Source organism: Nonomuraea sp. B10E15, from assembly GCF_039871615.1.
GTDB lineage: Bacteria > Actinomycetota > Actinomycetes > Streptosporangiales > Streptosporangiaceae > Nonomuraea.
Genome location: NZ_JBDPMB010000001.1, coordinates 837,361 through 856,272, shown reverse-complemented (window position 1 = coordinate 856,272; position 18,912 = coordinate 837,361). Strand labels below are relative to the sequence as shown.

The following is an 18,912-nucleotide window of genomic DNA, read 5'->3' as shown; positions in this document are numbered from 1 at the left end:
CGATCCGTACATCTCGGTATAATTCTTCGCCGTGGTGATCATCCTGGTGGTCCTGGCCGGGGTGGCGTTCGATCCGCTGGCGCCGCTGCCCGGCGTTCCCGCGATCGTCATGGTGATCCTGCAGGTCGTCCACAGCCTGCCGCGCCCGCGCCGCCTGGTCGGCCCGTGGACCCTCGTGGCGCAGGCCTTGTTGTTCGTGTGGGCCGGGCAGGGCGCTCCCGGGCTGCTCGCCGCCTCCGTGCTCCTGATCGTGCGCGGCCCCGCGCGCTGGGTGCTGACCGGAGCCGTTGTGGCCGTCACCGGCCTGCTCAACACGGCCGACGCCTACACCTGCGTGAACGCCATGGTCAACGCACTCACGCAAGGCCTGGTGGTGTTCGGCGTCACCCGGCTGAACGACCTGCGCGCCGAACTGCACGCCGCCCGCGACGAACTGGCCGAGGCGACGGTCGCCGAAGAACGCGAGCGGGCCTCACTCGAGTTCGAAAGCGTCCTGGGCTCCAGCTTGTCGGCCATCACCGCCCTGGCGGAGCAGGGGCGTACCGGCGAGATCGTCGCCCTGGCCCGCAGGGCCGCCGCGCGTGCCAGGCAGGCTCCTCCAGCCCCGGCCCAGCCCAACGTCGACGACCTCACACCCCGGCTCGCGCTCCCCATCCTGGTGACCGCACACCTGGGGTTCCTGATCGTCTCTGCGGTGTTCCTGTGGCGTGCGGCGATGCCTCCCGCCGTCCTGGCCCTCAGCCTCCTGATCCTGACCGGGGTCACGGGCCTGCAACTGCGCCACTCATGGCCCCGGCCGCCCGGCGTCCGGCCCGCGCACGCGGCATGGACGCTTCCGCTGCAACTTGCCCTCGCCCTGGCGCCGCTGTTCTTCCCCGAGCGTCCCTACCCGCAGCTGATCGGCTTCGTCGCGGGCTCGCTGCTCATCTTGTGGACACGCTGGGCGGCATTCCCTGCGGTCGGCGCCGTGCTGGCGGCGACCGCCGTCGCGATGGCACTGCGCGGCGTCGCTCCGGCGGAAAACCTGTACTGGACGTTCAACGCTCTGGCCATCGCGGTCATGTTCCATGGCCTGGCCCTGCACACCGACATGGTCGCCCAGGTTCGCCAGGCCCGCCTGGCTCTGGCCGGGATCGCACTGGAGAGGGAGCGCCGCCGCATCGCCCGTGATGTCCACGATCTGCTGGGCTACAGCCTGTCGGCCATCGTGGTGAAGGGAGAGCTGGCCGTCCGGATGCCTGAGCGGAGTGCCGAGCAGCTCGCCGACATCACCCGCATCGCCGAGCGTGCCCTCGCCGACGTGGCCGCCATCCCCCGCGACCGCGGCCAGAAGTTGTCGCTGGCGACCGAGCTGGCCTCCGCCCATGAGGTGCTGTCCGCCGCGGGAGCCGGTGTCCACGCCGATCCCGTCGTCGGGCTCCCCTCCGAGATCGACGCGCTGCTGGCCACGGTGCTGCGCGAGGCGGTCACCAACGTCCTGCGCCACAGCCGTGCCCAGCTCTGCCGCATCGAGCTCACCTCGCAGGACGCCATCGCATGCCTGCGGATCGCCAACGACGGCGTCACCGACACCGGCGCCGCCCCGCCCGGCCAGGGCCTGCGCAACCTGACCCAGCGGGTGAGCGCCCACGGCGGCACCCTGCGCGCCTCCCATGTCCCCGGAGGGTATGAGCTCCTCGTCCTACAGCCAACCGGCTTCGGTCGCGATGCGGACGGCGTCGAGCCGGTTGCGCGCACCTAGCTTGGTGACGATCGCCCCCAGGTAGTTGCGCACCGTGCCTTTGGACAGGTAGAGCGTCGAGGCGATCTCCGAGGCCTCCATGCCACCTGCCGCCATCCGCAGCACCCCGATCTCCCGCTCGCTCAGAGGGTTCGGTCTGCTCATGATCGCCTGCGCGGCCAGATCCGGGTCGAGCACGCGCTCTCCCGCGACCACCTTGCGGATCGCCTCCGCCAGCTGCGCGGGGGGCGCGTCCTTGAGCATGAACCCGCTGGCCTCGGACGCCAGCGCCTGGCGCAACGTCTCCGGCCGCCCCAGCGATGTCAAAATCACCACCCGGCACTCGGGCAACCGCTCCGCCAGGACACCGGCCGCAGCGAGCCCGTCCAGCTCACCGGGCATGAGCACGTCGAGCACCGCCACGTCCGGCCGGTGCTCCAGGGCCGCCGCCACCGCCGCATCCCCCGAGCCCACCTCGGCGACGACCGTCAGATCGCTCTCCAACTCCAGCAGCGCGACGATGGCCCCGCGGACGAGCTCCATGTCCTCCGCCAGCAACACCCGAATCACGATCGTCCGTCCTTCCCGTGCCCAAGGGACGCAGGGTTCGTCATCTCTGCCCCGCCTCCGAACCTGAGTGCGGCGCTCCCGGTCAGCCAGACGCGCTCCCCCACCACTGCGTCAAGGTGACCGAGCATACGGAGGGCGAGCGCGCCGGGGTGAGCCCGGGCATCCCGGCGCCGGCCTTGGCACTCCGCCCCGGCTCCTGCCGCGGTCGAAGATGCGGTCGTCGTGGCGGACGCCGGCCGAAGCCTGTGTGTCCTGCCCGTTCCTTCGCACGGCGACCGTCCTCGCGCAGGCCACGTAGCTCCATACCACCGTAATAGGGGCGATTTGGGACGTCTCCCGGACGCGTGGCGCACATACCGTTGCGGCACCCCCACCCCCGAGGAGGCCCCCATGCCACGATCCCTCCGTCTCATGCTCTCCTTAGCCGTCGGCCTCGCGATCCTGCTGGTCAGCTCGCCCGCGCAGGCCGCATCCATGGTCAGGGTGATCCGGTACGACGCGAGCCGCGCGGCCGAGTTCGTGAGCGCCGTGGACCGGGCGGCGCAGGTCTGGAACTCCAGCGTGTCGAACGTCCGGCTCGTCCGTGGCACACCCGCCGACTTCGTCGTGTACGCCGACAACGGCTGGCCGCGGGCGCTGCCCACCGGGCTGGGCCGCGGCACGATCTGGATGGGCCGGCAGGCGACCGGCCAGGGCTACGACCCGCTGCGCATCGCCGCCCACGAGATGGGCCACATCCTGGGTCTCCCGGACCGGCGCACCGGCCGGTGCTCTGACCTGATGTCGGGGTCGAGCGCGCCGGTGAGCTGCACGAACGCGAACCCGAGCAGCGCCGAGCGGGCCGAGGTCGACCGCAACTTCGCCGGCGCGACCCCGCGGATCGAGTTCGGCAGGCTGCACGTGGACCGCTGACCCTCCGTCCGGCCGGGTGGCCTGGAAGCCGAAGGACGTGGCGGGTGCGAGCGCGCCGTCTCCTCCCCATCGTCCAGCCCGCCCGCGGTGACGTGCCGCTCATCGTCGACGCGGACGCCCGAGCACGGCTCGGAAGAGGGGCCGATCAACCCCTTTCCTGACAAGATCGTGCGATGTATGTTCGGGGCGAAGGAAAGTTTCAAGCATGGAGGAACGTTGGGCAAGAAGCTTCACATGCTGGCGTTACCGATCGCCGCCGCCGCTCTGGCCGCCCTGGCGACCCCGGCCCAGGCGGCCGACGGGTACGACCGGTGCCGTGACGGCTATTACTGCATGTTCTCCGGCCTCGACGGCACGGGCGACCTCATCGAGATCAACGCCGACACCCCCGACCTCGCCGCCCTGGGCATGGCCGACCGCGCCAAGTCCGACTGGAACCGTACCGACTCGTGGATCCACCTGTTCTCCGAGGCCGATTACGGCGGCTGCTCCGCGGTGACCAGCCCGCGCGACCAGGGGAACTTCTACCCCGACTTCCGCGACTTCTTCGACTCCGTCCGCTTCGACGGCCCGAACGGCCCGTCCTGCCAGACCACGCTCAAGGGCACCGTCACCGACTCGCACGGCTGATCAACGCCTGAGCGCCTCCAGGAAGCGGTCGGCCTCCGCGGCGAGCCGCGGCAGGTCGGCCGCCGGGTCCTGGGAGCGGGCCAGCAACATCCCGCCCTCGCACAGGGCACCGAAGACGAGCCGGGCGCGGACGGGCAGATCACCGTCCGCGGCCTGGCCGCCCGCGACCGCCACGCGCAGGCCGTCGTGCAGGACCCGCAGCAGGTGATCGTGCTCGATCGCCCGGACGGTCTCCCAGCTCAGCACCGACGGCGCGTCCAGCAGCACGATCTGCCGGAACCCCGGGTCGAGGCAGTGCTCCAAGAAGGTGCGGCAACCGCGCCGCAGCGCCTCCATCGGCTCGCGTTCCTCGCCCGCCGCCCGTTCCAGCGCGGCGCAGACCTCCTCCAGCTCGCGCACGAACGCGGCGCGGAACAGGGCGACCTTGCCGCCGAAGTGGTGGTAGGCGGCTCCCTTGGTGACGCCCGCGGCGGCGGCCACCGCGTCGATCGACGTGGACGCGTACCCCCCGGCGCCGAACATCTGGCGAGCGGCTCGCACCAGCCGCCCCGTGGTCTCGTCCGAGCGCTCTGCCTGCGTGCGGCCGGCCATCGTTCTCCCCTTGACTTGCATACTCGCGGTACGTAACTTCGAGGCTAGTTACGTACCCTCAGTATGGAACATGGAGGCGAGCCGTGTCCGCAGCGCAGCACATCGCCGTCTACGGCGCCACCGGCCACACCGGGCGCCTCGTGGCGGCCGAGCTCCATGCCCGCGGCCACGAGGTCATCCTGGCCGGGCGCGACGAGGGCGGGCTGAAGGCCCTGTCCGGCGAGCTCGGCGGCGCGCCCGTGCACCGGGCCGCGCTCGACGACCCCGCCGCGTTACGACGGCTCGCCGAACGGGCCGCCGTGCTGATCCACTGCGCGGGCCCCTTCACGCACACCGGCGGGCCCGTCGCCACCGCCGCGGCCGAAGGCGGCTGCCACTACGTGGACCACGCCCTGGAGCAACACCACACGAAGTGGATGTTCGACGCCATGTCCGAGCCGGCCAGGCGGGCGGGCATCACCATGGTCACGGCGATGAGCTTCTACGGCGGCCTGGGAGACCTGCTCGCCGGCGCCGTGGCGGCGGGCATGACGGGCGTCGACCGGGTGATCACCGCGTACGCGGTGAGCGGCTGGCGGCTGACCACGGGCGCCAGGAGCACGGCGGAGCTGCTGTTCGCCGACACCCGGCGCATCACCTACACCGACGGCGCCCAGCACATCGGCTACGTCGAGCCGCGCAACGCCGTCTTCCCCTTCCCCCCGCCGCTCGGCCCGCGCACGATGATCGCGCCCGTCCCGTTCTCCGAGGTGCTGACCGTGCCCAGGCACGTGCCGGCGCGGCAGGTCGAGGCGCAGCTCACGGCGCACACGTTCCAGGAGGAGCAGGCGTTCGGCAGCGAGCACGTCGACGCCGCCACCAGGGCGGGCTCCGACTTCACCGTGGCCGCACAAGTGATCACCGAGGACGGGGGCCGTGCGGGACGGGCGAGCGGCCGCGACCTGTGGCGGATGAGCGCGCTGACCTCCGTGGAGGCCGCCGCGCGCCTGGCCGGCGACGCCGGCCCCGGCTCCCCCGGCGTGTACGGCCCGGCCGAGGCGTTCCCCGCCGGGCCGTTCCTGCGCGACCTGGAGCGGCTCGGGCTGTTCACCCTGACCCTGCCGGAGGAACGATGATCCTCGTCACGGGTGCGGCGGGCGGGCCGCAGGGATCCACCGGCCGGCGCGTCGCCGAGCTGCTGCTGGAAAGCGGCGCGCAGGTGCGGGCGTTCGTGCGCTCCGACGACCACCGGGCCGCCGAGCTGCGCGAGCGCGGCGCGGAAGTGGTGGTCGGCGACCTGCGGGAGATCACCTCGGTACGGCCGGCCCTGCGCGGCGTGCGCCGGGCGTTCCTCACCTACCCGGTGACGGCGGGCCTGCTGGACGCCACGGCCGTGCTGGCGGCGGCGGCCAGGGAGGAAGGGCTGGAACGGGTCGTCGACGTGTCGCAGCTGGACGCCTCACCCGAGGCGCTGACGCCCCGCATGCGCCGGCACTGGGTGGCCGAGCAGGTCCTCGACCGGGCCGGAGTGGGCGCGGTGCACCTGCGGGCCGCGGTCTTCTTCGAGAACCTGGCCGTGGCCGCCGAGGGCGACCGGCTGGCGCTCCCGCTGGGGCCGCGCGACACGCGGATCCCCCTCGTCGCCGCCGCCGACGTGGCCAGGGTTGCGGCCGGCCTGCTGCTCGACCCGGCGCCCGCCGACCCGGTGTGCTTGGTGACGGGGCAGATGGCGACGATCGGCGAGGTGGCCGACGCCTTCGGGGCGGAGTACGCCGACGTGCCGCCCGAGGAGTGGCAGGCCATGGCCATGAAGGTCTACGGCGACCCCTACACGGTCGAGCACCTGACACACCTGTGGGCGATCTTCCGCCTCATCGGGTCCGGCGACCACCCGCTCTACCGGGTCACCGAGAGCATCGAGCGCTACGGCGGCCGGCCACCGACCACGCTGCGCGAGTTCCGGCGCTGATCGCCGCAGGCGCACGCCCCAACCTACTGCTGCATGTTGTCGAACGATGAGGCGCCAGCACTCAACCTGGAGGCCCCATGGGAGCAGCCGGTACCATGGGGTACCAGGAAAGGGTGTGTGCAATGGCCAAGACAGCAGGGTCCGGCGCGACCGAGAAGACCAGCCGGGCCACCGCCCCGCTGAAGGTCGCCCCCGAGGTCGACCAGTTGATCTCTGACGGTGCTCACTTCCTGGGCCTGACGAAGAAGGACCTGGTCGCCGAAGCAGTCCGGGTTTACCTGGAACTACGGCGCGAGGAGATCCGCTCCAGCATGAAGGAGTCCATGCGCAAGCTCGACGGCTCCAACCTCTCCCGCGTCGCACTGCTCACCGGCCTCACCGCCGAGCAGATCAATGCCGTCGGCGGTGTCCGGGAAGACTGACACGGCAATGGAGCACGCTCGCCCCACCCTCCGCACCCTTCGCGACGATCTGCGCCTGCCGATACCGCCAGTGGATGATCCACTCGATGAGATCAACCATCCGGTGCTGGTGAAGGCGTCCGCCATGTTCGCCGACGCCGGCACCCCACACGAGCGGATCCGCGCGATCACCGATCAGATTCTGTTCAAGGTGAAGATCCAGCGTTGGCGCGCAGCCGCTTGGCTGGAAGCGGACCTGCCGTGGGATCATCGCCGCGGGCATGCGCGAGGACGGCGCCGTCGACGACTTCTACGCCGCGCTGGAAGCCAACGCGAAGGCTGCCCGGACCCGATACAACACCGAACACACCCAGCCGATCAACGGAGCCACGTATATCGGGCATCTCCTTCCCTCCGATGAGGACCGCATCCGCTACCAAGCCGAAAGCGGTGTCCGCGCGCTGCGTCACCTGCGCCAGGCCGTCCACGGGTTGACCTGCGCCTCACTGGGTGACGGGTACGAACACAGCGTCGACCTGGGAACCAGTGTGGTAGGCGTCCAGGTACGCGCCGACGATGGCCACGAAACCTACTGCGCTGTCCGGATCACCGGACCCGTCCCTGCCGACCTGGTAGCCCTCGTCCTAGAACTCGTGCCGGGATGCGATCCGCAGAGCTGGGCGCCCGAGGCACGGATGCCCCACCGTTCCTTGATCGGGAACGAGCAGATCTGGTCCACTCTCATGGACCCTCATGCGGCCGCCAAGCTTCTTGATTCCGAAGCAGAACCATAAATCTCAGTCACCTGCGTACGGCCGGCCGCCGACCACGCTGCGCGAGTTCCGGCGCTGATCGCCGCGGGCGCCGCCGGGAGGGTGGCGCCCGCGGCTGTCCGTCAGACGCCGAACGGAGGCGCGTAGCGGATCGTGCCGGACGGCAGCGGCGCACCGTCCAGCGACAGGGCCATCAACGCCTCGTCAGGCACGTCGAAGGTGACGCCGATGCCGTGGCGGGAGGCGATGGTGAAGCCGAAACGGGGATAGTACGGGGGGTGCCCGAGCACGATCACGGCACTTTCGCCGCGTTCCCGCGCCTCCCGCAGCACGTCCTCGACGACCAGCGTGCCCAGCCCCTGGCGCTGCGTCTCGGGCAGGACCGCGACCGGGCCCAGGGCGAGCGCGGGTGTCTCGCCGACGAGGCAGCGGGTGAGCAGGGCGTGGGCGACGACACGGCCACCGGAGACCGCCACCCGTGACAGGGCGGGCATCCAGGCCGGGTCGCGGCGGAGCGCCTCGACGAGGTCGGCCTCCTCCGGCCTGCCGAAGGCGGCCGCGGTCACGGCCCTGATGGCTGCCACGTCACCGGCCTTCTCGGCGCGCAGGGTGAGATCGTCGGTCATGCGTGTGCTCCAGTCGTGTGCGGCGGGCAGGGTGAGGTGGACGTCGTCGCATCCGCGAACAGGGATGGATCGAACAACGGAGAAGCCCTTCTCAGAGGGAGGACTCCCGCGCCGGCGCGCAGGGCGGGGCCCGCGTGACACCACGCGGCGACCCGGCTCAGCTGCGGTGACCGGCTCCCAGGGAGCCCGGACGGGCAGAGGAACGGATGCTGCTCGCGGCAGCCACCCAGCGGGCGGTCATACGCTCCTCGCTCCTTCCTGCTCCTCCGGCGACGCCTCCGGGCGCTCGCCACACCACCATGCCTTCGTGTCGACGGAAGGCACCGATTCGGGCACGACCCTACCCGACGACCACAGAGCCCGCCAACAGGCTCCACGGACACGCGAAACCCCCGGCAGGGCGGGCCCGGCCGGGGGTTCGTCGTGCGCGAGGATCAGCCGGTGAAGCCGATCGACGTCCAGTCGTTGTACTTGTAGCCCTCAGCGCCGTAGTTGGCGAGGGTCTTCTTGGTCGCCTGGATGTCAGGACGCTGGTACAGCGGGATGGTGTGCACCATGTCCCAGATCAGCTTGTCGGCCTCGTTGGCCAGCTGGGCGGCCTGCTCCGGGTCCGTCGAGGACACCGCGGCGTCGATCGCCTTGTCCACGGCCGGGTCGTCGGACTTCGGGAAGTTGCTCTCGGAGCCGGTCTTGTAGATCTGCGCCAGGCTGCCGATCGGGAGCGGCGTGCCGATCCAGGAGAACGGCACCAGGTCGAAGTCGCCCTTGATGATGAAGTCGGTGAAGAACTTGTCATCGGGCACCGGGCGGATGGTCAGGCCGATGCCGGCCTCCTTGAGCATGGCCTGGGTCAGCTCGCCCTCCGTCTTCGCGTACGGCACGCCCGCCGGGACGACGAAGGTCAGCGACATCTCCTTGCCGTCCTTCTTGCGGAGCTGGCCCTCCGCCTCCTGCTTCCAGCCGGCCGCGTCGAGCAGCTGCTTGGCCTTCTCCAGGTTGTACTTGCCGAGGTCGCCGGAGTTGTCGACGTAGCTCTTGTGGTTGTTCATGAAGACGTGGTTGCCGAGCGTCTGCAGCGGCCAGTCCATGTCCTTCAGGTCGGACTGCGTGATCACGTCACGGTTGATCGCGTACTGCACGGCCTGCCGGACCGACTTCTCCTTCAGGAAGTCGCTCTGGTTGTTGACCGTGATGTGCCGCCAGTTGGGGCTCAGCGCCTTGCGGATGTCCACGTCGGGGACTTCCTTGGCCCGCTTGAGGTCGGCAGGGCTGCCCGGCGGGATCTCCACGGCGTCGATCTCGCCGTTGGCGAAGGCGTTCACCTGCGCGGCTGGCGTCTCGATCGTCCGGATGATGACCTTCTCGAGCTTGGGCTTCTTGCCCCACCACTTGTCGTCGGCCACCAGGGTGAGGGTCTTGGTGCCCTCGTCGAGCTTCTCGACCTTGAAGGGCCCGGCGGTGACCGGGATCTTCTGCAGGTAGTCCTTGTCGTACGCCTCAGGCGTCTCGATGTGCTTGGCCGGCAGCAGGTGCGAGGTGCCGCGGTTGAACATGCCCTGCCACTCGAGGTAGGGCTGCTTGAAGGTCACGATGGCGACCTTGTCGGAGTCGCCCTTCTCGACCGACTCGATCTTGTCCCAGCCGTCCTTCGAGGCGGGCTTGAACTTCTCGTTCTCGCCGCTGTTGGCCTTCCACTGGGCCTCGAGGTCCTTCCACGTGATCGGCGTGCCGTCCGACCACTGGGCCTTGTCGTTGAGCGTGTAGGTGACGACCTGCTTGCCGTCGGCGACCTCGCTCTTGACGTCGGTCAGGTAGTCGGGGTTGGCGGTGAAAGTAGCATTCTCGTCGGAGACCATCAGCTGCGGCAGGAACGCGTCGAGCATGAACGCGGTGTCGGCCTGGTTGCCGTCCACGTGCTGGCCGTTCCACTGGCTCGGCCACTGGCCGATCGCCACGGTCAGCGTGCCGCCGTCCTTGACCTGCTCGTACGGGACGGGGTTGATGCTGATGGCCGGGGTCTCCGACATCTGCTGCTGAGCCTGCTTGGACTGCTCGGCGTTCGGTTGCTTGGTCTCGCCGCCGCCGCCACAGGCGGCGACGGCCATGGCCAGGACCGTCAGCCCAGCGGCTGCACGGTAACGAACCTTCACTCTTCCTCCTGATTGTCCGAGGCCGTGATGACCTCGACTTCCTCCGCGTAGTGACAGGCGGCGCCGTGGTCGACGGCGTTCGCCAGCCTGGCAACCGAGGGCTCCTCGTCCACACACCGCCGCCGCTCCGCCTCGCTGAGCACGGCGAACTTGGGGCAGCGGGTGCGGAACCTGCATCCAGACGGCGGGTCGGCCGGGCTGGGCAGGTCGCCTTCGAGCAGGATCCGCTTGCGGGTGCGTTCCATCTCGGGGTCGGGCAGCGGAATCGCCGACAGCAGAGCCTGCGTGTACGGGTGCGCGGGGCTGTCGTAGACGTCCTCGACCGTGCCGATCTCGGCGATCCTGCCCAGGTACATGACGGCCACGCGGTCGGCCAGATGCCTGACCACCGCCAGATCGTGCGCCACGAACAGGTAGGACAGGCCGAGCCTGCTCTTGAGCTCGTCCAGCAGGTTGATCACGCCCGCCTGGATGGACACGTCGAGCGCGGAGACCGGCTCGTCGAGCACCAGCAGCTTCGGCTCCAGCGCGAGCGCGCGGGCGATGCCGATGCGCTGCCGCTGGCCGCCGGAGAACTGCTGGGGGTAACGCTCGGCGTGCTCCGCGGCCAGCCCGACGAGCTCCAGCAGCTCCTCGACCTTCTCGCGCACCTCTTTCTTGCCGTGCGCCCGCAGCGGCTCGGCGATGATGTCGCCGACCGGCATGCGCGGGTCGAGCGCGGCCATCGGGTCCTGGAAGACGATCTGCAGATCGCGGCGGAGGCTCTTACGCCCTGCCTTGTCCAGTTCGGCGCTGTCCTTGCCGAGCACCACGACGCGCCCGCCCTCCGGCGGCTGCAGCTGCATGATCTGCTGCAGCGTGGTGGTCTTGCCGCAGCCGGACTCGCCGACCAGGGCCAGCGTCTCGCCCTGCGCGATGTCGAAGCTGATGCCGTCGACGGCGTAGACGGTGCCGACGCGGCGCTTGACGATCGCGCCCTTCAGCAGCGGGTAGTGCTTGATCATGTCGTCGAGCTCGAGCACCGTGGGGCGCTCGGCGCGCGGCACCCTGACCACCTCGTTGGGCGGGATGACCGGCACCGGGAACACGTCGGCCCCGGTCAGGCCCTTGTGCTCGATCTCGTGCGAGCGGATGCAGGCCACGTGGCGCCCGCTGCCGAACGGGGTCAGCGACGGCTCCTCGTCGTCGCACATGTCCACCTTCATCGGGCAGCGCGGCGCGAAGGGGCAGCCGGGCGGCAGCGACGCGGGCGAGGGCGGGTTGCCGTCGATGGGCACGAGCGGGCCCTCCTCGCCGTCGATCCTCGGGATCGAGGCGAGCAGGCCCATCGTGTACGGCATCCGCGGCCGGTAGTAGATGTCGTCCACGAGACCCTGCTCGACCGGGCGGCCCGCGTACATGACGACCACCCGGTCGGCCATGCCCGCGATGACGCCCAGGTCGTGCGTGATCATCACGATGCCGGCGCCGGTCTCCTGCTGGGCGGTCTTGAGCACCTCCAGCACCTGGGCCTGGATGGTCACGTCGAGCGCTGTGGTGGGCTCGTCGCAGATGAGCAGGTCGGGGTCGTTGGCGACGGCCATGGCGATCATCGCGCGCTGCCGCATGCCGCCGGAGAACTCGTGCGGGAACGCCTTCGCGCGCAGGCTCGGATTGGGGATGCCGACCAGGTCGAGCAGTTCGACGGCGCGCTTGGCGGCTTTGTCCTTGCCGACGTTCTGGTGGACGCGGACGGCCTCGGCGATCTGGTCGCCGATGGTGTAGACGGGCGTGAACGCCGACAGCGGATCCTGAAAGATCATGCTGATCGTCTTGCCGCGTACCTTGATCTGCTCGTCCTCCTTCATGCCGAGCAGTTCCTGACCGTGCAGCTTGACCGAGCCGCTGACCACGGCGTTCGCCGGCAGCAGGCCCATGACGGCGAGAGAGGTGACGGACTTGCCCGAGCCGGACTCGCCGACGATGCCGAGCACCTCGCCGCGCTCGACCTCGTAGCTGACGCCGCGCACGGCCTGGATGCCGCCGGGGAAGGTGACGGTGAGGTCCTTGACCTCCAAGATGCTCACGAGTTGCTCCCCGGGTCGAGTGCGTCACGCAGGCCGTCGCCGATCAGGTTCACGCTGAGCACGAGCAGCACCAGCAGGCCCGCGGGGAAGGCGAACAGCCAGGGGTAGCCGGTGGCGTTGCGCGAGCCCTCGGCGATCAGCGTGCCGAGCGAGACGTCCGGCGGCTGGATGCCGAAGCCGAAGAAGGACAGCGCCGCCTCGCCGATGATCGCGCCGCTGACGTTGAGCGTGGCGTCGATGATCAGCAGCGACGACAGGTTGGGCACGATGTGCCGGAAGATGATCTTCCAGCGGGGGATGCCCATGTAGACGGCGGCCTGCACGTACTCCCGCTCGCGGAGCGAGAGCGTCATGCTGCGCACCACCCTGGAGGTGATCATCCAGGAGAACGCGGCGAGCAGCGCCACGAACCAGAGCCAGGAGGCGCCCTCCCGCAGCCGCGGCGAGATGATGGCGATGATCAGGAAGCTCGGCAGGACCAGCAGCAGGTCCACACCCCACATGAGCGTCTTGTCCACCCAGCCACCGAAATATCCGGCGAACGCACCCACGATCGCGGCGAGCCCTGTGGAGATGAGCGCCACGAGCAGGCCGATGATGATCGACTTCTGCATGCCGCGGAGCGTGACCGCGTACATGTCCTGGCCGATCGTGGTGGTGCCCCACCAGTGGTCGCCGCCGGGCGGCGACAGGAAGGCCAGGAAGTCCTTCTCGGTCCAGTCGTACGGGCCGACGAACGGCCCGAGGTAGGCCAGGCCCACCAGCACGACCAGGGCGATGGAGCCATAGCGGGCCTGCTTGTTGCGGAGCAGGCGCCGCAGGACGACTTTCGAACGCATGTCAGCTCACCCGCACCCGAGGATCGAGGGCCGCCACCAGCAGGTCTGACAGGAAGGCGGCGAACAGCACGCAGACGGCGGTGAAGAAGGTCACCGCGGCGACGGAGTTGACGTCGTTCTGGTTGATCGAGTCGACCAGCCAGGCTCCCATGCCGTGCCAGGCGAAGATCTTCTCGGTGAAGGTGGCGCCTGTGAACATCGTCCCGAACGCGAAGGCGAAATAGGTGGCGGCGGGGATCAGCGCGGTGCGCAGCGCGTGTTTGGTCAGCGCCGTCCTGCGTCTCAGGCCCTTGGCCATGGCGGTGCGGACGAAGTCCTGGTTGAGCACGTCGAGCATCATGTTGCGCTGGATGCGGCTGTAGAAGGCGATCAGGCCGAGGCTGAGCGAGATCGTCGGCAGGATCAGATGGTTCAGCCGGTTGAGGAACTGGTCGAAGCCCGACAGCCGGGGGTTGTACTCGCCGGTGTACTCGATGAGCGAGAACCCCAGCCCTCTGTTCAGGTTGTACGTGGCGATCGCAAGGAGGGTGGCCAGCACGAACACCGGAACGGCCATGATCACGAAGGAGCTGACCCCGATGAACCGGTCGGTGAGTTTGTACTGTTTCACGGCGGAGATCGCGCCGAGCGCCACACCGACGGCGAAGCCGACCAGCGTGCCGATGAGCAGCAGCCGGAGGCTCACCATGATCCGCCGGCCCATCTCGTTGTTGACCGAACCGCCGTTCCAGGTGCGGCCGAAGTCGCCGGTGATGACGCCCTTCGCCCACGTGCCGTAACGGACGAGCACCGGAGTCTTGTCGTTCAGGTTGTACTCATCGAGCGTCGCGTCGATGACCGCCTCTGCGACCGGTGGCTGGCGACCTTCGTACGCCCCCCGCGGGTTCATGGTGGTGGCCGCGAGCATGTACGCCAGGCTGGCCGCGATGGCGACCAAGATCACATTTATTGCCAACCTGCGGAGCAGGTACTTGCCCATTACTCTCCGTTCGCGCTGACCGCGGGCGCGGACTTCCGGCAGGAGAGAGGCGCCCTCGCAACGTAAACCCATCTCGCTCGGTGAAATCCACTTGACGCCGAGATGGCGATCAGAGCGCAGAATATATGTAAAAATATAACGGGCAGAAACCGTTCGGCGTAACGTTCAGGTCAAGCGCATTAGCGCCGCGATCCCCGCCACGCACCCCTCGATCACCGGCTTCACCTGCGACGACATCTCCTCATCTGATGCGCTTCACGGCACTTCCGCCGGGGGTAATGTCACAGAATCCGGACACTATTTGACGATCGCGCAAGGTGATCCACCTTGTCGTTGCGAATGTGCTGTGCGCGGCGTCAAGGGCGCCGCCGTCTCCCGGCGGAGCGTTCGCCGAGCGGCCGGCGGAGGGGGCGCCCAGCCGCGGACAGCGGGCACTACGGCATCCACTTGCCGCCCGCGACGTCGATCGTCAGCCCGGTGATCCACGAGGAGGCGCCGGAGGCCAGGAAGGCGGTCACGTTCGCGACGTCGAGCGGTGTGCCGAGCCGCCCCAGCGGATGCTCGGCCCGCAGGCGGTCCTTGAACTCCTGCGGCATCCGCTCCTCCAGCCGGTCCGTCATGATCGTCGAAGGGGCGACGGCATTGACCCGGATTCCCGCGGGGCCGAGTTCGTGCGCCAGTTGCCTGGTCAGCGCGATGACTCCGGCCTTCGCCGCCGTGTAGGCCACGGAGGCGGGCGTGGGGCTGCGCGCCGCCAGGGACGCCATCGTGATGATCGAGCCACTCCCCTGCCGCCGCATGCCGGGCAGGAAGCTCCTGACGGCCAGGAACGTCGAGGTGAGGTTGGCGTGCACGGTGGCGTGCCAGTCGTCCTCGCTCATCTGGTCGATGGGCCGCGGCCGGCCCGTGCCACCGCCGGCGAAGACCGCCAGCACGTCGACGGGGCCCAGCCGGCGCTCCACCTCCTCGCGCATCGACTCGACGGAGGCGGGGTCGGTGCTGTCCGCCGCGACGCCGATCGCCGTCCCGCCGATGGACCGCACGACGTCCTCGACGGCGACGGGGTCGCGGCCGTTCACCACCACCCGCATGCCCTGCCCGGCCAGCACCCGGGCGGTCTCGCTCCCGATGCCTCCAGAACCGCCGGTGACCAGCGCCACCTTTCCCTCAAGATCCGGATACATCATGACCGTGCTCCCTCCGCCGTCGGTGTTTCCGGCTTCACCTTGCCCGGTGCGGGCGGCCGGCGGCGTCGGACACACGGGTGTTTCCCGCCTGCGTCTCCAGGAGTGCGCGCCACCGCCCCGGTACTCCTCCCGTCGTATCCGCCCGGCTACCGCGCCGCGGATCCCAGGCTGGGCGGGGAGAGACGGCACGGTGCCGGCCGGCGGACGCGGATCAGCAGGTGGCGGCGAGGCCGGCCGCGGCGCGGAGGAAGAAGTCGTCGCCGCCCACCTGGCCGCCCTTCAGCGCCACCTCGACCCCGTCGACCGCGGGATCGTCCGAGGCCAGCACGCACACCGGCCCGCCGGCGGCCAGGCTGCCGGTCACGTCCAGCGACCGGGCGCCGAGCGCCGCGACGACCTGCCCCGAGGTGTCGCCGCCCGCGACCACCAGCCGCCGCACCAGCCCGGCGCGCACCATGGTCGCGGCGATCCGGCCGAGCGACTTCCCGATGCCGTCAGGGTCCCTCGCCGGTCCACGCGTCGACTCGACGACGGTGTGACGGCCGTCGCGCAGGCTCGCCTCGACCTGCTCGACGAGGCCGGCAGGCCCCGACAGGTCTCCGAGCACCCGCCACCCCGCGCGCTCGGCGGTGTCGATCTGGCGGGCGGTGATCGGCGACCGGCTCCCCGACAGGACGAGCACCGGCGCGACCGCTCCCAGCGCTCCCTGCCCCACCGTTGTCGCCGGGGTGGGGGCGGCGGTGAGGGCTGAGGCGAGGGCGCGGCTGAGGCCGCCGGAGCCGACGCAGCACAGCGGGGTGCGGGTGGCGGCGTCGGCGAGCAGCAGCCGGCCGAGCGCCCTGACGTGGTCGTCCGTCATCGCGTCCGCCACGAAGGCCGCGTTCCCGGTGTCCCCGGCCCTCGCCCGGTACGCCTCCTCCGACGGCGACGCGGGCAGCCATCCGGTCCGGCCGGCGCCCTGCCCGGCCAGGCGCGCCCGCAGGTCCGCCTCCGTCGCGGGGGTGACCGGGTGGTCGCGCGCCGGCGGATACCGGTCGAGCCGGTGGACCTCGTCGCCCGCCCGTACGAAATGGTTGGCGAACCACGTGTAGCGGCCCAGCTCGGGCTGCGCGGCCAGCACCGGCACGGGGCCCCGCGCCAGGCCCGCACGGCGCAGGGCCGCGATGACGGCCCCGATGCTCCCACGCTCCGGGGACGAGTCGAAGGTCGAGCAGACCTTGTACTGGATGGCCAGCGGCCGCAGCGCCGCCAGCGCCGTGAACGCGGGCAGCACCACGGACGCCGGGTCGGCCGACGCCCGAGCCGTGGTGGCGATGCCGATGACGTCGTCCCGGTCGTGCAGGTGCGCCACGCCGGTGACGAGGGATCCGCTCAGCCCGAGCCGTCTGAACTGCCACAACGCGTCGGTCGCGCCCGTGAAGTCGTCGGCGGCGAAGGCGATGCGCGTCATAGCGGCCTCACTTGCGCACCACCCCGCCGAAGTACCGCAGCGCCCGGGCCAGCTCGGGCTCGCGCACCTCGGCCAGCGGCACGCCCGCCTCCGCCGCCGCCCACGCCTGCCGGATGCTGGTGATCCCGGCCGCGGGCCCGTCGGGGTGCCCGAGCACGCCGCCTCCCGCCAGGACGAGCAGATCGCTGGTGCCGGTGCGTTCCAGGGTGACCGGCGCGGTGCCGGCCCACTGGGCGGACGACAACACGGGCAGGCACGGGAAACCGCCGAGCAGCGGTTCGCGCACGGCCGCCACCGTCCGCTGCACGTCGTCGTCGGTGACGTAGAACTTGCTGTGGAACCCGCCGCAGTGCAGGTGGTCGACCCCGGCCAGGCGGGCCAGCTTCTGGTAGGCGACGTGCGCGATGCCGATCCCCGGGTGGCGGAACAGCGCTCCGGTGCCGGTGACGTGCCCGTGGATCGGCACGCGGGAGTGCCGCCGCAACATCGCGACGGCCGGGAGGCCCACGACGTTCAGGTTGACCATGACGCAGGTGCCCCCCGCCGCCACGACGAGGTCGTGGTTGGCGAGCATCCGGTCGGGTTCGTCGCTGATGTTGAACGCGTACATCGGCCGCCGCCCGGTCCGCCGTTCGACCTCGTCGAGCGCGCCCGTGACCGCGCGCACCCGCTGCGGCAGCGGCGCGGGCGGGCAGTCGCCGTTCACCTCGTCGTCCTTGATGAAGTCGGCCCCGGACAGCCCGAGTTCGAGCACCAGGTCCACGTAGTCGGAAGGGCGCAGCCCGACGTTGGGCTTGACGATGGTGCCGATCAGCACCCCGTCCGGACGCCCCACCAGCCGGCGCGTGCCCTCCACCGCGAACCGGGCGGGCAGGTACGCCTCCCCGAAGGCCGCGGGCAGGTCGAGGTCGGCCAGCTTCAGCCCGGCCAGCTCGCGCAGCTCGAACAGGTTGCCCGCGACCACGGGAAGCACGTTCGTGAGCGACGGCCCGGTGTTGTCGAGCGGGAACCCGATCCGCACCAGGCCCGCCGTGAGCGGCCCGTCGCCGGCCGCGCCCGGCAGGGCCTCGGCGACCGGCGCGGGGATCTCGGTCATGCCGAGCACCACCGCGCCGTGCCGGGCGCGCAGCTCGTCGCTCTCCCCCGCCACGCTGACGAACGTGCCGGTGCTCTGCTCGCCCGCGATCGCGCTCACCGCCTGGTCGAGCGGGAGGCGGGTGAGCACGTGGTACGTGGCGACGGTCAGCTCGCGCCCCGCCCCGTGCGAGGCGGCCGGTACGTGTTCCGTCCCCGGAGAGGTGGTCATCGGCGCGTCCGCCCGCCCAGGAGCTCCCCGGCCAGGTGTTCCATGGCGAGGGGCGGGCTGGCCAGGATCGGCGCCGCCGCGGGCACCGTACCGGCGACGCGGGCCATCGACGCCTGGGCCAGCACGATCACGTCGGCGTCCCCGCTGAGCTCGCTCAGGGCCTGCGCCACGCGCGCGTCGTGGGTGGCGGCGTCGCCGCTCATCAGCGCCTCGAACGCGCCCTCGCACACCCTGGCGGTCAGCTCGATCTCCCTGCCGGCCGCGGCGGCGCGCCGGCGTACCAGGTCGGCGGTCGGTTCGAGGGTGGTGCTCAGGGTGGCGAGCACGCCGATCCGGCGGCCGAGCGCGACGGCGCGGTCGGCCATCGGGCGGTCCACCCGCGTCACCGGCACGCCGGTCAGCGGCTCGGCGGCCTCGACGGCGGCGCCGATGGAGGAGCAGGTCACCAGGATGTGATCGGCCCCCGCGGCCTCGGCGGAGCCGACGTGACCGGCGACGCGACGCGCGGTCCTGGGGGTGAGGCGGCCCGCGGCGATGGTGTTCTTGATCAGGCTGTCGTCGACGATGTTGAACGTGTCGATGCCGGGGAGGTGCTCGGCGCACAGCTTGGCGAACACGTCGACCAGCGTCGCCGAGGTGTGGATCAGTCCCAGCCTCATGGTGTCTCCCTATGGGGTCGGTGACCAGCGATGGCGGGTGGCGGTCTGCTCGGGTGGCTGGTCGTGCCGCTCCCAGGCAACGTACTACCGAGATCGCGGATTGTT

General features: G+C 70.7%; 18 protein-coding genes. 7 read left to right on the top strand and 11 right to left on the bottom strand.

All coding sequences use genetic code 11. From position 1 onward, the window contains the following. Window positions 1-31 precede the first annotated feature (31 nt). Window positions 32-1,741, top strand: a complete 1,710-nt coding sequence (locus tag ABGB14_RS03940; RefSeq protein WP_347642127.1) for a histidine kinase — start codon at window positions 32-34, stop codon at window positions 1,739-1,741. Here ABGB14_RS03940 and ABGB14_RS03935 read toward each other — a convergent pair. Then, a complete protein-coding gene (locus ABGB14_RS03935) occupies window positions 1,682-2,290 on the bottom strand; it encodes a response regulator transcription factor (RefSeq protein WP_347642126.1) in 609 nt (202 codons plus the stop codon). The two genes, ABGB14_RS03940 and ABGB14_RS03935, sit on opposite strands and share 60 nt — an antisense overlap. 390 nt (window positions 2,291-2,680) lie before the next feature. Between ABGB14_RS03935 and ABGB14_RS03930 the strand changes: the two genes are divergently transcribed. Beyond that, complete coding sequence (locus ABGB14_RS03930; RefSeq protein ID WP_347642125.1) at window positions 2,681-3,202, top strand: snapalysin family zinc-dependent metalloprotease; 522 nt, start codon at window positions 2,681-2,683, stop codon at window positions 3,200-3,202. Window positions 3,203-3,436: 234 nt separating this feature from the next. Next, window positions 3,437-3,832 carry a peptidase inhibitor family I36 protein gene (locus tag ABGB14_RS03925; RefSeq protein ID WP_347642124.1) on the top strand — a complete coding sequence of 132 codons (396 nt, stop codon included), beginning with the start codon at window positions 3,437-3,439 and terminating at the stop codon, window positions 3,830-3,832. Here ABGB14_RS03925 and ABGB14_RS03920 read toward each other — a convergent pair whose 3' ends face one another. Then, on the bottom strand, window positions 3,833-4,423 hold the full coding sequence (locus tag ABGB14_RS03920) for a TetR/AcrR family transcriptional regulator (protein ID WP_347642123.1): 591 nt from the start codon (window positions 4,421-4,423) through the stop codon (window positions 3,833-3,835). A gap of 83 nt (window positions 4,424-4,506) precedes the next feature. Here ABGB14_RS03920 and ABGB14_RS03915 point away from each other — a divergent pair, with 83 nt between their 5' ends. From ABGB14_RS03915 to ABGB14_RS03900, 4 genes are all read left to right on the top strand, one after another. Continuing rightward, window positions 4,507-5,538, top strand: coding sequence for a saccharopine dehydrogenase NADP-binding domain-containing protein (locus ABGB14_RS03915; RefSeq protein ID WP_347642122.1), 1,032 nt, complete (start codon window positions 4,507-4,509; stop codon window positions 5,536-5,538). Further along, window positions 5,535-6,371, top strand: a complete 837-nt coding sequence (locus ABGB14_RS03910; protein WP_347642121.1) for an NAD(P)H-binding protein — start codon at window positions 5,535-5,537, stop codon at window positions 6,369-6,371. The genes ABGB14_RS03915 and ABGB14_RS03910 overlap by 4 nt, the downstream gene beginning before the upstream one ends. Window positions 6,372-6,493: 122 nt before the next feature. Then, a complete protein-coding gene (locus ABGB14_RS03905) occupies window positions 6,494-6,793 on the top strand; it encodes a hypothetical protein (RefSeq protein ID WP_347642120.1) in 300 nt (99 codons plus the stop codon). A gap of 260 nt (window positions 6,794-7,053) precedes the next feature. After that, window positions 7,054-7,566, top strand: a complete 513-nt coding sequence (locus ABGB14_RS03900) for a hypothetical protein (RefSeq protein ID WP_347642119.1) — start codon at window positions 7,054-7,056, stop codon at window positions 7,564-7,566. A gap of 101 nt (window positions 7,567-7,667) precedes the next feature. Here the strand turns inward: ABGB14_RS03900 and ABGB14_RS03895 are convergent, their stop codons facing one another. The 9 genes from ABGB14_RS03895 to ABGB14_RS03855 form a co-directional block, all read right to left on the bottom strand. Then, complete coding sequence (locus ABGB14_RS03895; RefSeq protein WP_347642118.1) at window positions 7,668-8,171, bottom strand: N-acetyltransferase; 504 nt, start codon at window positions 8,169-8,171, stop codon at window positions 7,668-7,670. 434 nt (window positions 8,172-8,605) lie between these two features. After that, entirely contained in the window at window positions 8,606-10,321 is a 1,716-nt protein-coding gene (locus ABGB14_RS03890; RefSeq protein WP_347642117.1) for an ABC transporter family substrate-binding protein, read from the bottom strand. After that, window positions 10,318-12,387 carry an ABC transporter ATP-binding protein gene (locus ABGB14_RS03885; protein WP_347642116.1) on the bottom strand — a complete coding sequence of 690 codons (2,070 nt, stop codon included), beginning with the start codon at window positions 12,385-12,387 and terminating at the stop codon, window positions 10,318-10,320. The genes ABGB14_RS03890 and ABGB14_RS03885 overlap by 4 nt, the downstream gene beginning before the upstream one ends. Further along, window positions 12,384-13,226: an ABC transporter permease gene (locus tag ABGB14_RS03880; RefSeq protein ID WP_347642115.1), complete on the bottom strand. Its 843-nt coding sequence runs from the start codon at window positions 13,224-13,226 to the stop codon at window positions 12,384-12,386. Before ABGB14_RS03880 ends, ABGB14_RS03885 begins: the two co-directional genes overlap by 4 nt. A gap of 1 nt (window position 13,227) precedes the next feature. Continuing rightward, window positions 13,228-14,205, bottom strand: coding sequence for an ABC transporter permease (locus tag ABGB14_RS03875; RefSeq protein WP_347622537.1), 978 nt, complete (start codon window positions 14,203-14,205; stop codon window positions 13,228-13,230). A 434-nt stretch (window positions 14,206-14,639) separates the two neighbouring features. Further along, on the bottom strand, window positions 14,640-15,392 hold the full coding sequence (locus tag ABGB14_RS03870) for an SDR family NAD(P)-dependent oxidoreductase (RefSeq protein ID WP_347642114.1): 753 nt from the start codon (window positions 15,390-15,392) through the stop codon (window positions 14,640-14,642). Window positions 15,393-15,603: 211 nt separating this feature from the next. Then, window positions 15,604-16,842 carry a four-carbon acid sugar kinase family protein gene (locus tag ABGB14_RS03865; protein WP_347642113.1) on the bottom strand — a complete coding sequence of 413 codons (1,239 nt, stop codon included), beginning with the start codon at window positions 16,840-16,842 and terminating at the stop codon, window positions 15,604-15,606. A gap of 7 nt (window positions 16,843-16,849) precedes the next feature. Next, complete coding sequence (locus tag ABGB14_RS03860; RefSeq protein WP_347642112.1) at window positions 16,850-18,148, bottom strand: RuBisCO large subunit C-terminal-like domain-containing protein; 1,299 nt, start codon at window positions 18,146-18,148, stop codon at window positions 16,850-16,852. Continuing rightward, complete coding sequence (locus ABGB14_RS03855) at window positions 18,145-18,807, bottom strand: aspartate/glutamate racemase family protein (RefSeq protein WP_347642111.1); 663 nt, start codon at window positions 18,805-18,807, stop codon at window positions 18,145-18,147. The genes ABGB14_RS03860 and ABGB14_RS03855 overlap by 4 nt, the downstream gene beginning before the upstream one ends. Window positions 18,808-18,912: the final 105 nt, after the last annotated feature.

Bases quoted from the DNA above. Each gene is read 5' to 3' on its own strand.
- ABGB14_RS03930 (WP_347642125.1), top strand. From the start codon at position 2,681: ATGCCACGATCCCTCCGTCTCATGCTCTCCTTAGCCGTCGGCCTCGCG.
- ABGB14_RS03925 (WP_347642124.1), top strand. From the start codon at position 3,437: ATGCTGGCGTTACCGATCGCCGCCGCCGCTCTGGCCGCCCTGGCGACC.
- ABGB14_RS03920 (WP_347642123.1), bottom strand. From the start codon at position 4,423: ATGGCCGGCCGCACGCAGGCAGAGCGCTCGGACGAGACCACGGGGCGG.
- ABGB14_RS03910 (WP_347642121.1), top strand. From the start codon at position 5,535: ATGATCCTCGTCACGGGTGCGGCGGGCGGGCCGCAGGGATCCACCGGC.
- ABGB14_RS03905 (WP_347642120.1), top strand. From the start codon at position 6,494: ATGGCCAAGACAGCAGGGTCCGGCGCGACCGAGAAGACCAGCCGGGCC.
- ABGB14_RS03900 (WP_347642119.1), top strand. From the start codon at position 7,054: ATGCGCGAGGACGGCGCCGTCGACGACTTCTACGCCGCGCTGGAAGCC.
- ABGB14_RS03895 (WP_347642118.1), bottom strand. From the start codon at position 8,171: ATGACCGACGATCTCACCCTGCGCGCCGAGAAGGCCGGTGACGTGGCA.
- ABGB14_RS03880 (WP_347642115.1), bottom strand. From the start codon at position 13,226: ATGCGTTCGAAAGTCGTCCTGCGGCGCCTGCTCCGCAACAAGCAGGCC.
- ABGB14_RS03875 (WP_347622537.1), bottom strand. From the start codon at position 14,205: ATGGGCAAGTACCTGCTCCGCAGGTTGGCAATAAATGTGATCTTGGTC.
- ABGB14_RS03870 (WP_347642114.1), bottom strand. From the start codon at position 15,392: ATGATGTATCCGGATCTTGAGGGAAAGGTGGCGCTGGTCACCGGCGGT.
- ABGB14_RS03865 (WP_347642113.1), bottom strand. From the start codon at position 16,842: ATGACGCGCATCGCCTTCGCCGCCGACGACTTCACGGGCGCGACCGAC.
- ABGB14_RS03860 (WP_347642112.1), bottom strand. From the start codon at position 18,148: ATGACCACCTCTCCGGGGACGGAACACGTACCGGCCGCCTCGCACGGG.
- ABGB14_RS03855 (WP_347642111.1), bottom strand. From the start codon at position 18,807: ATGAGGCTGGGACTGATCCACACCTCGGCGACGCTGGTCGACGTGTTC.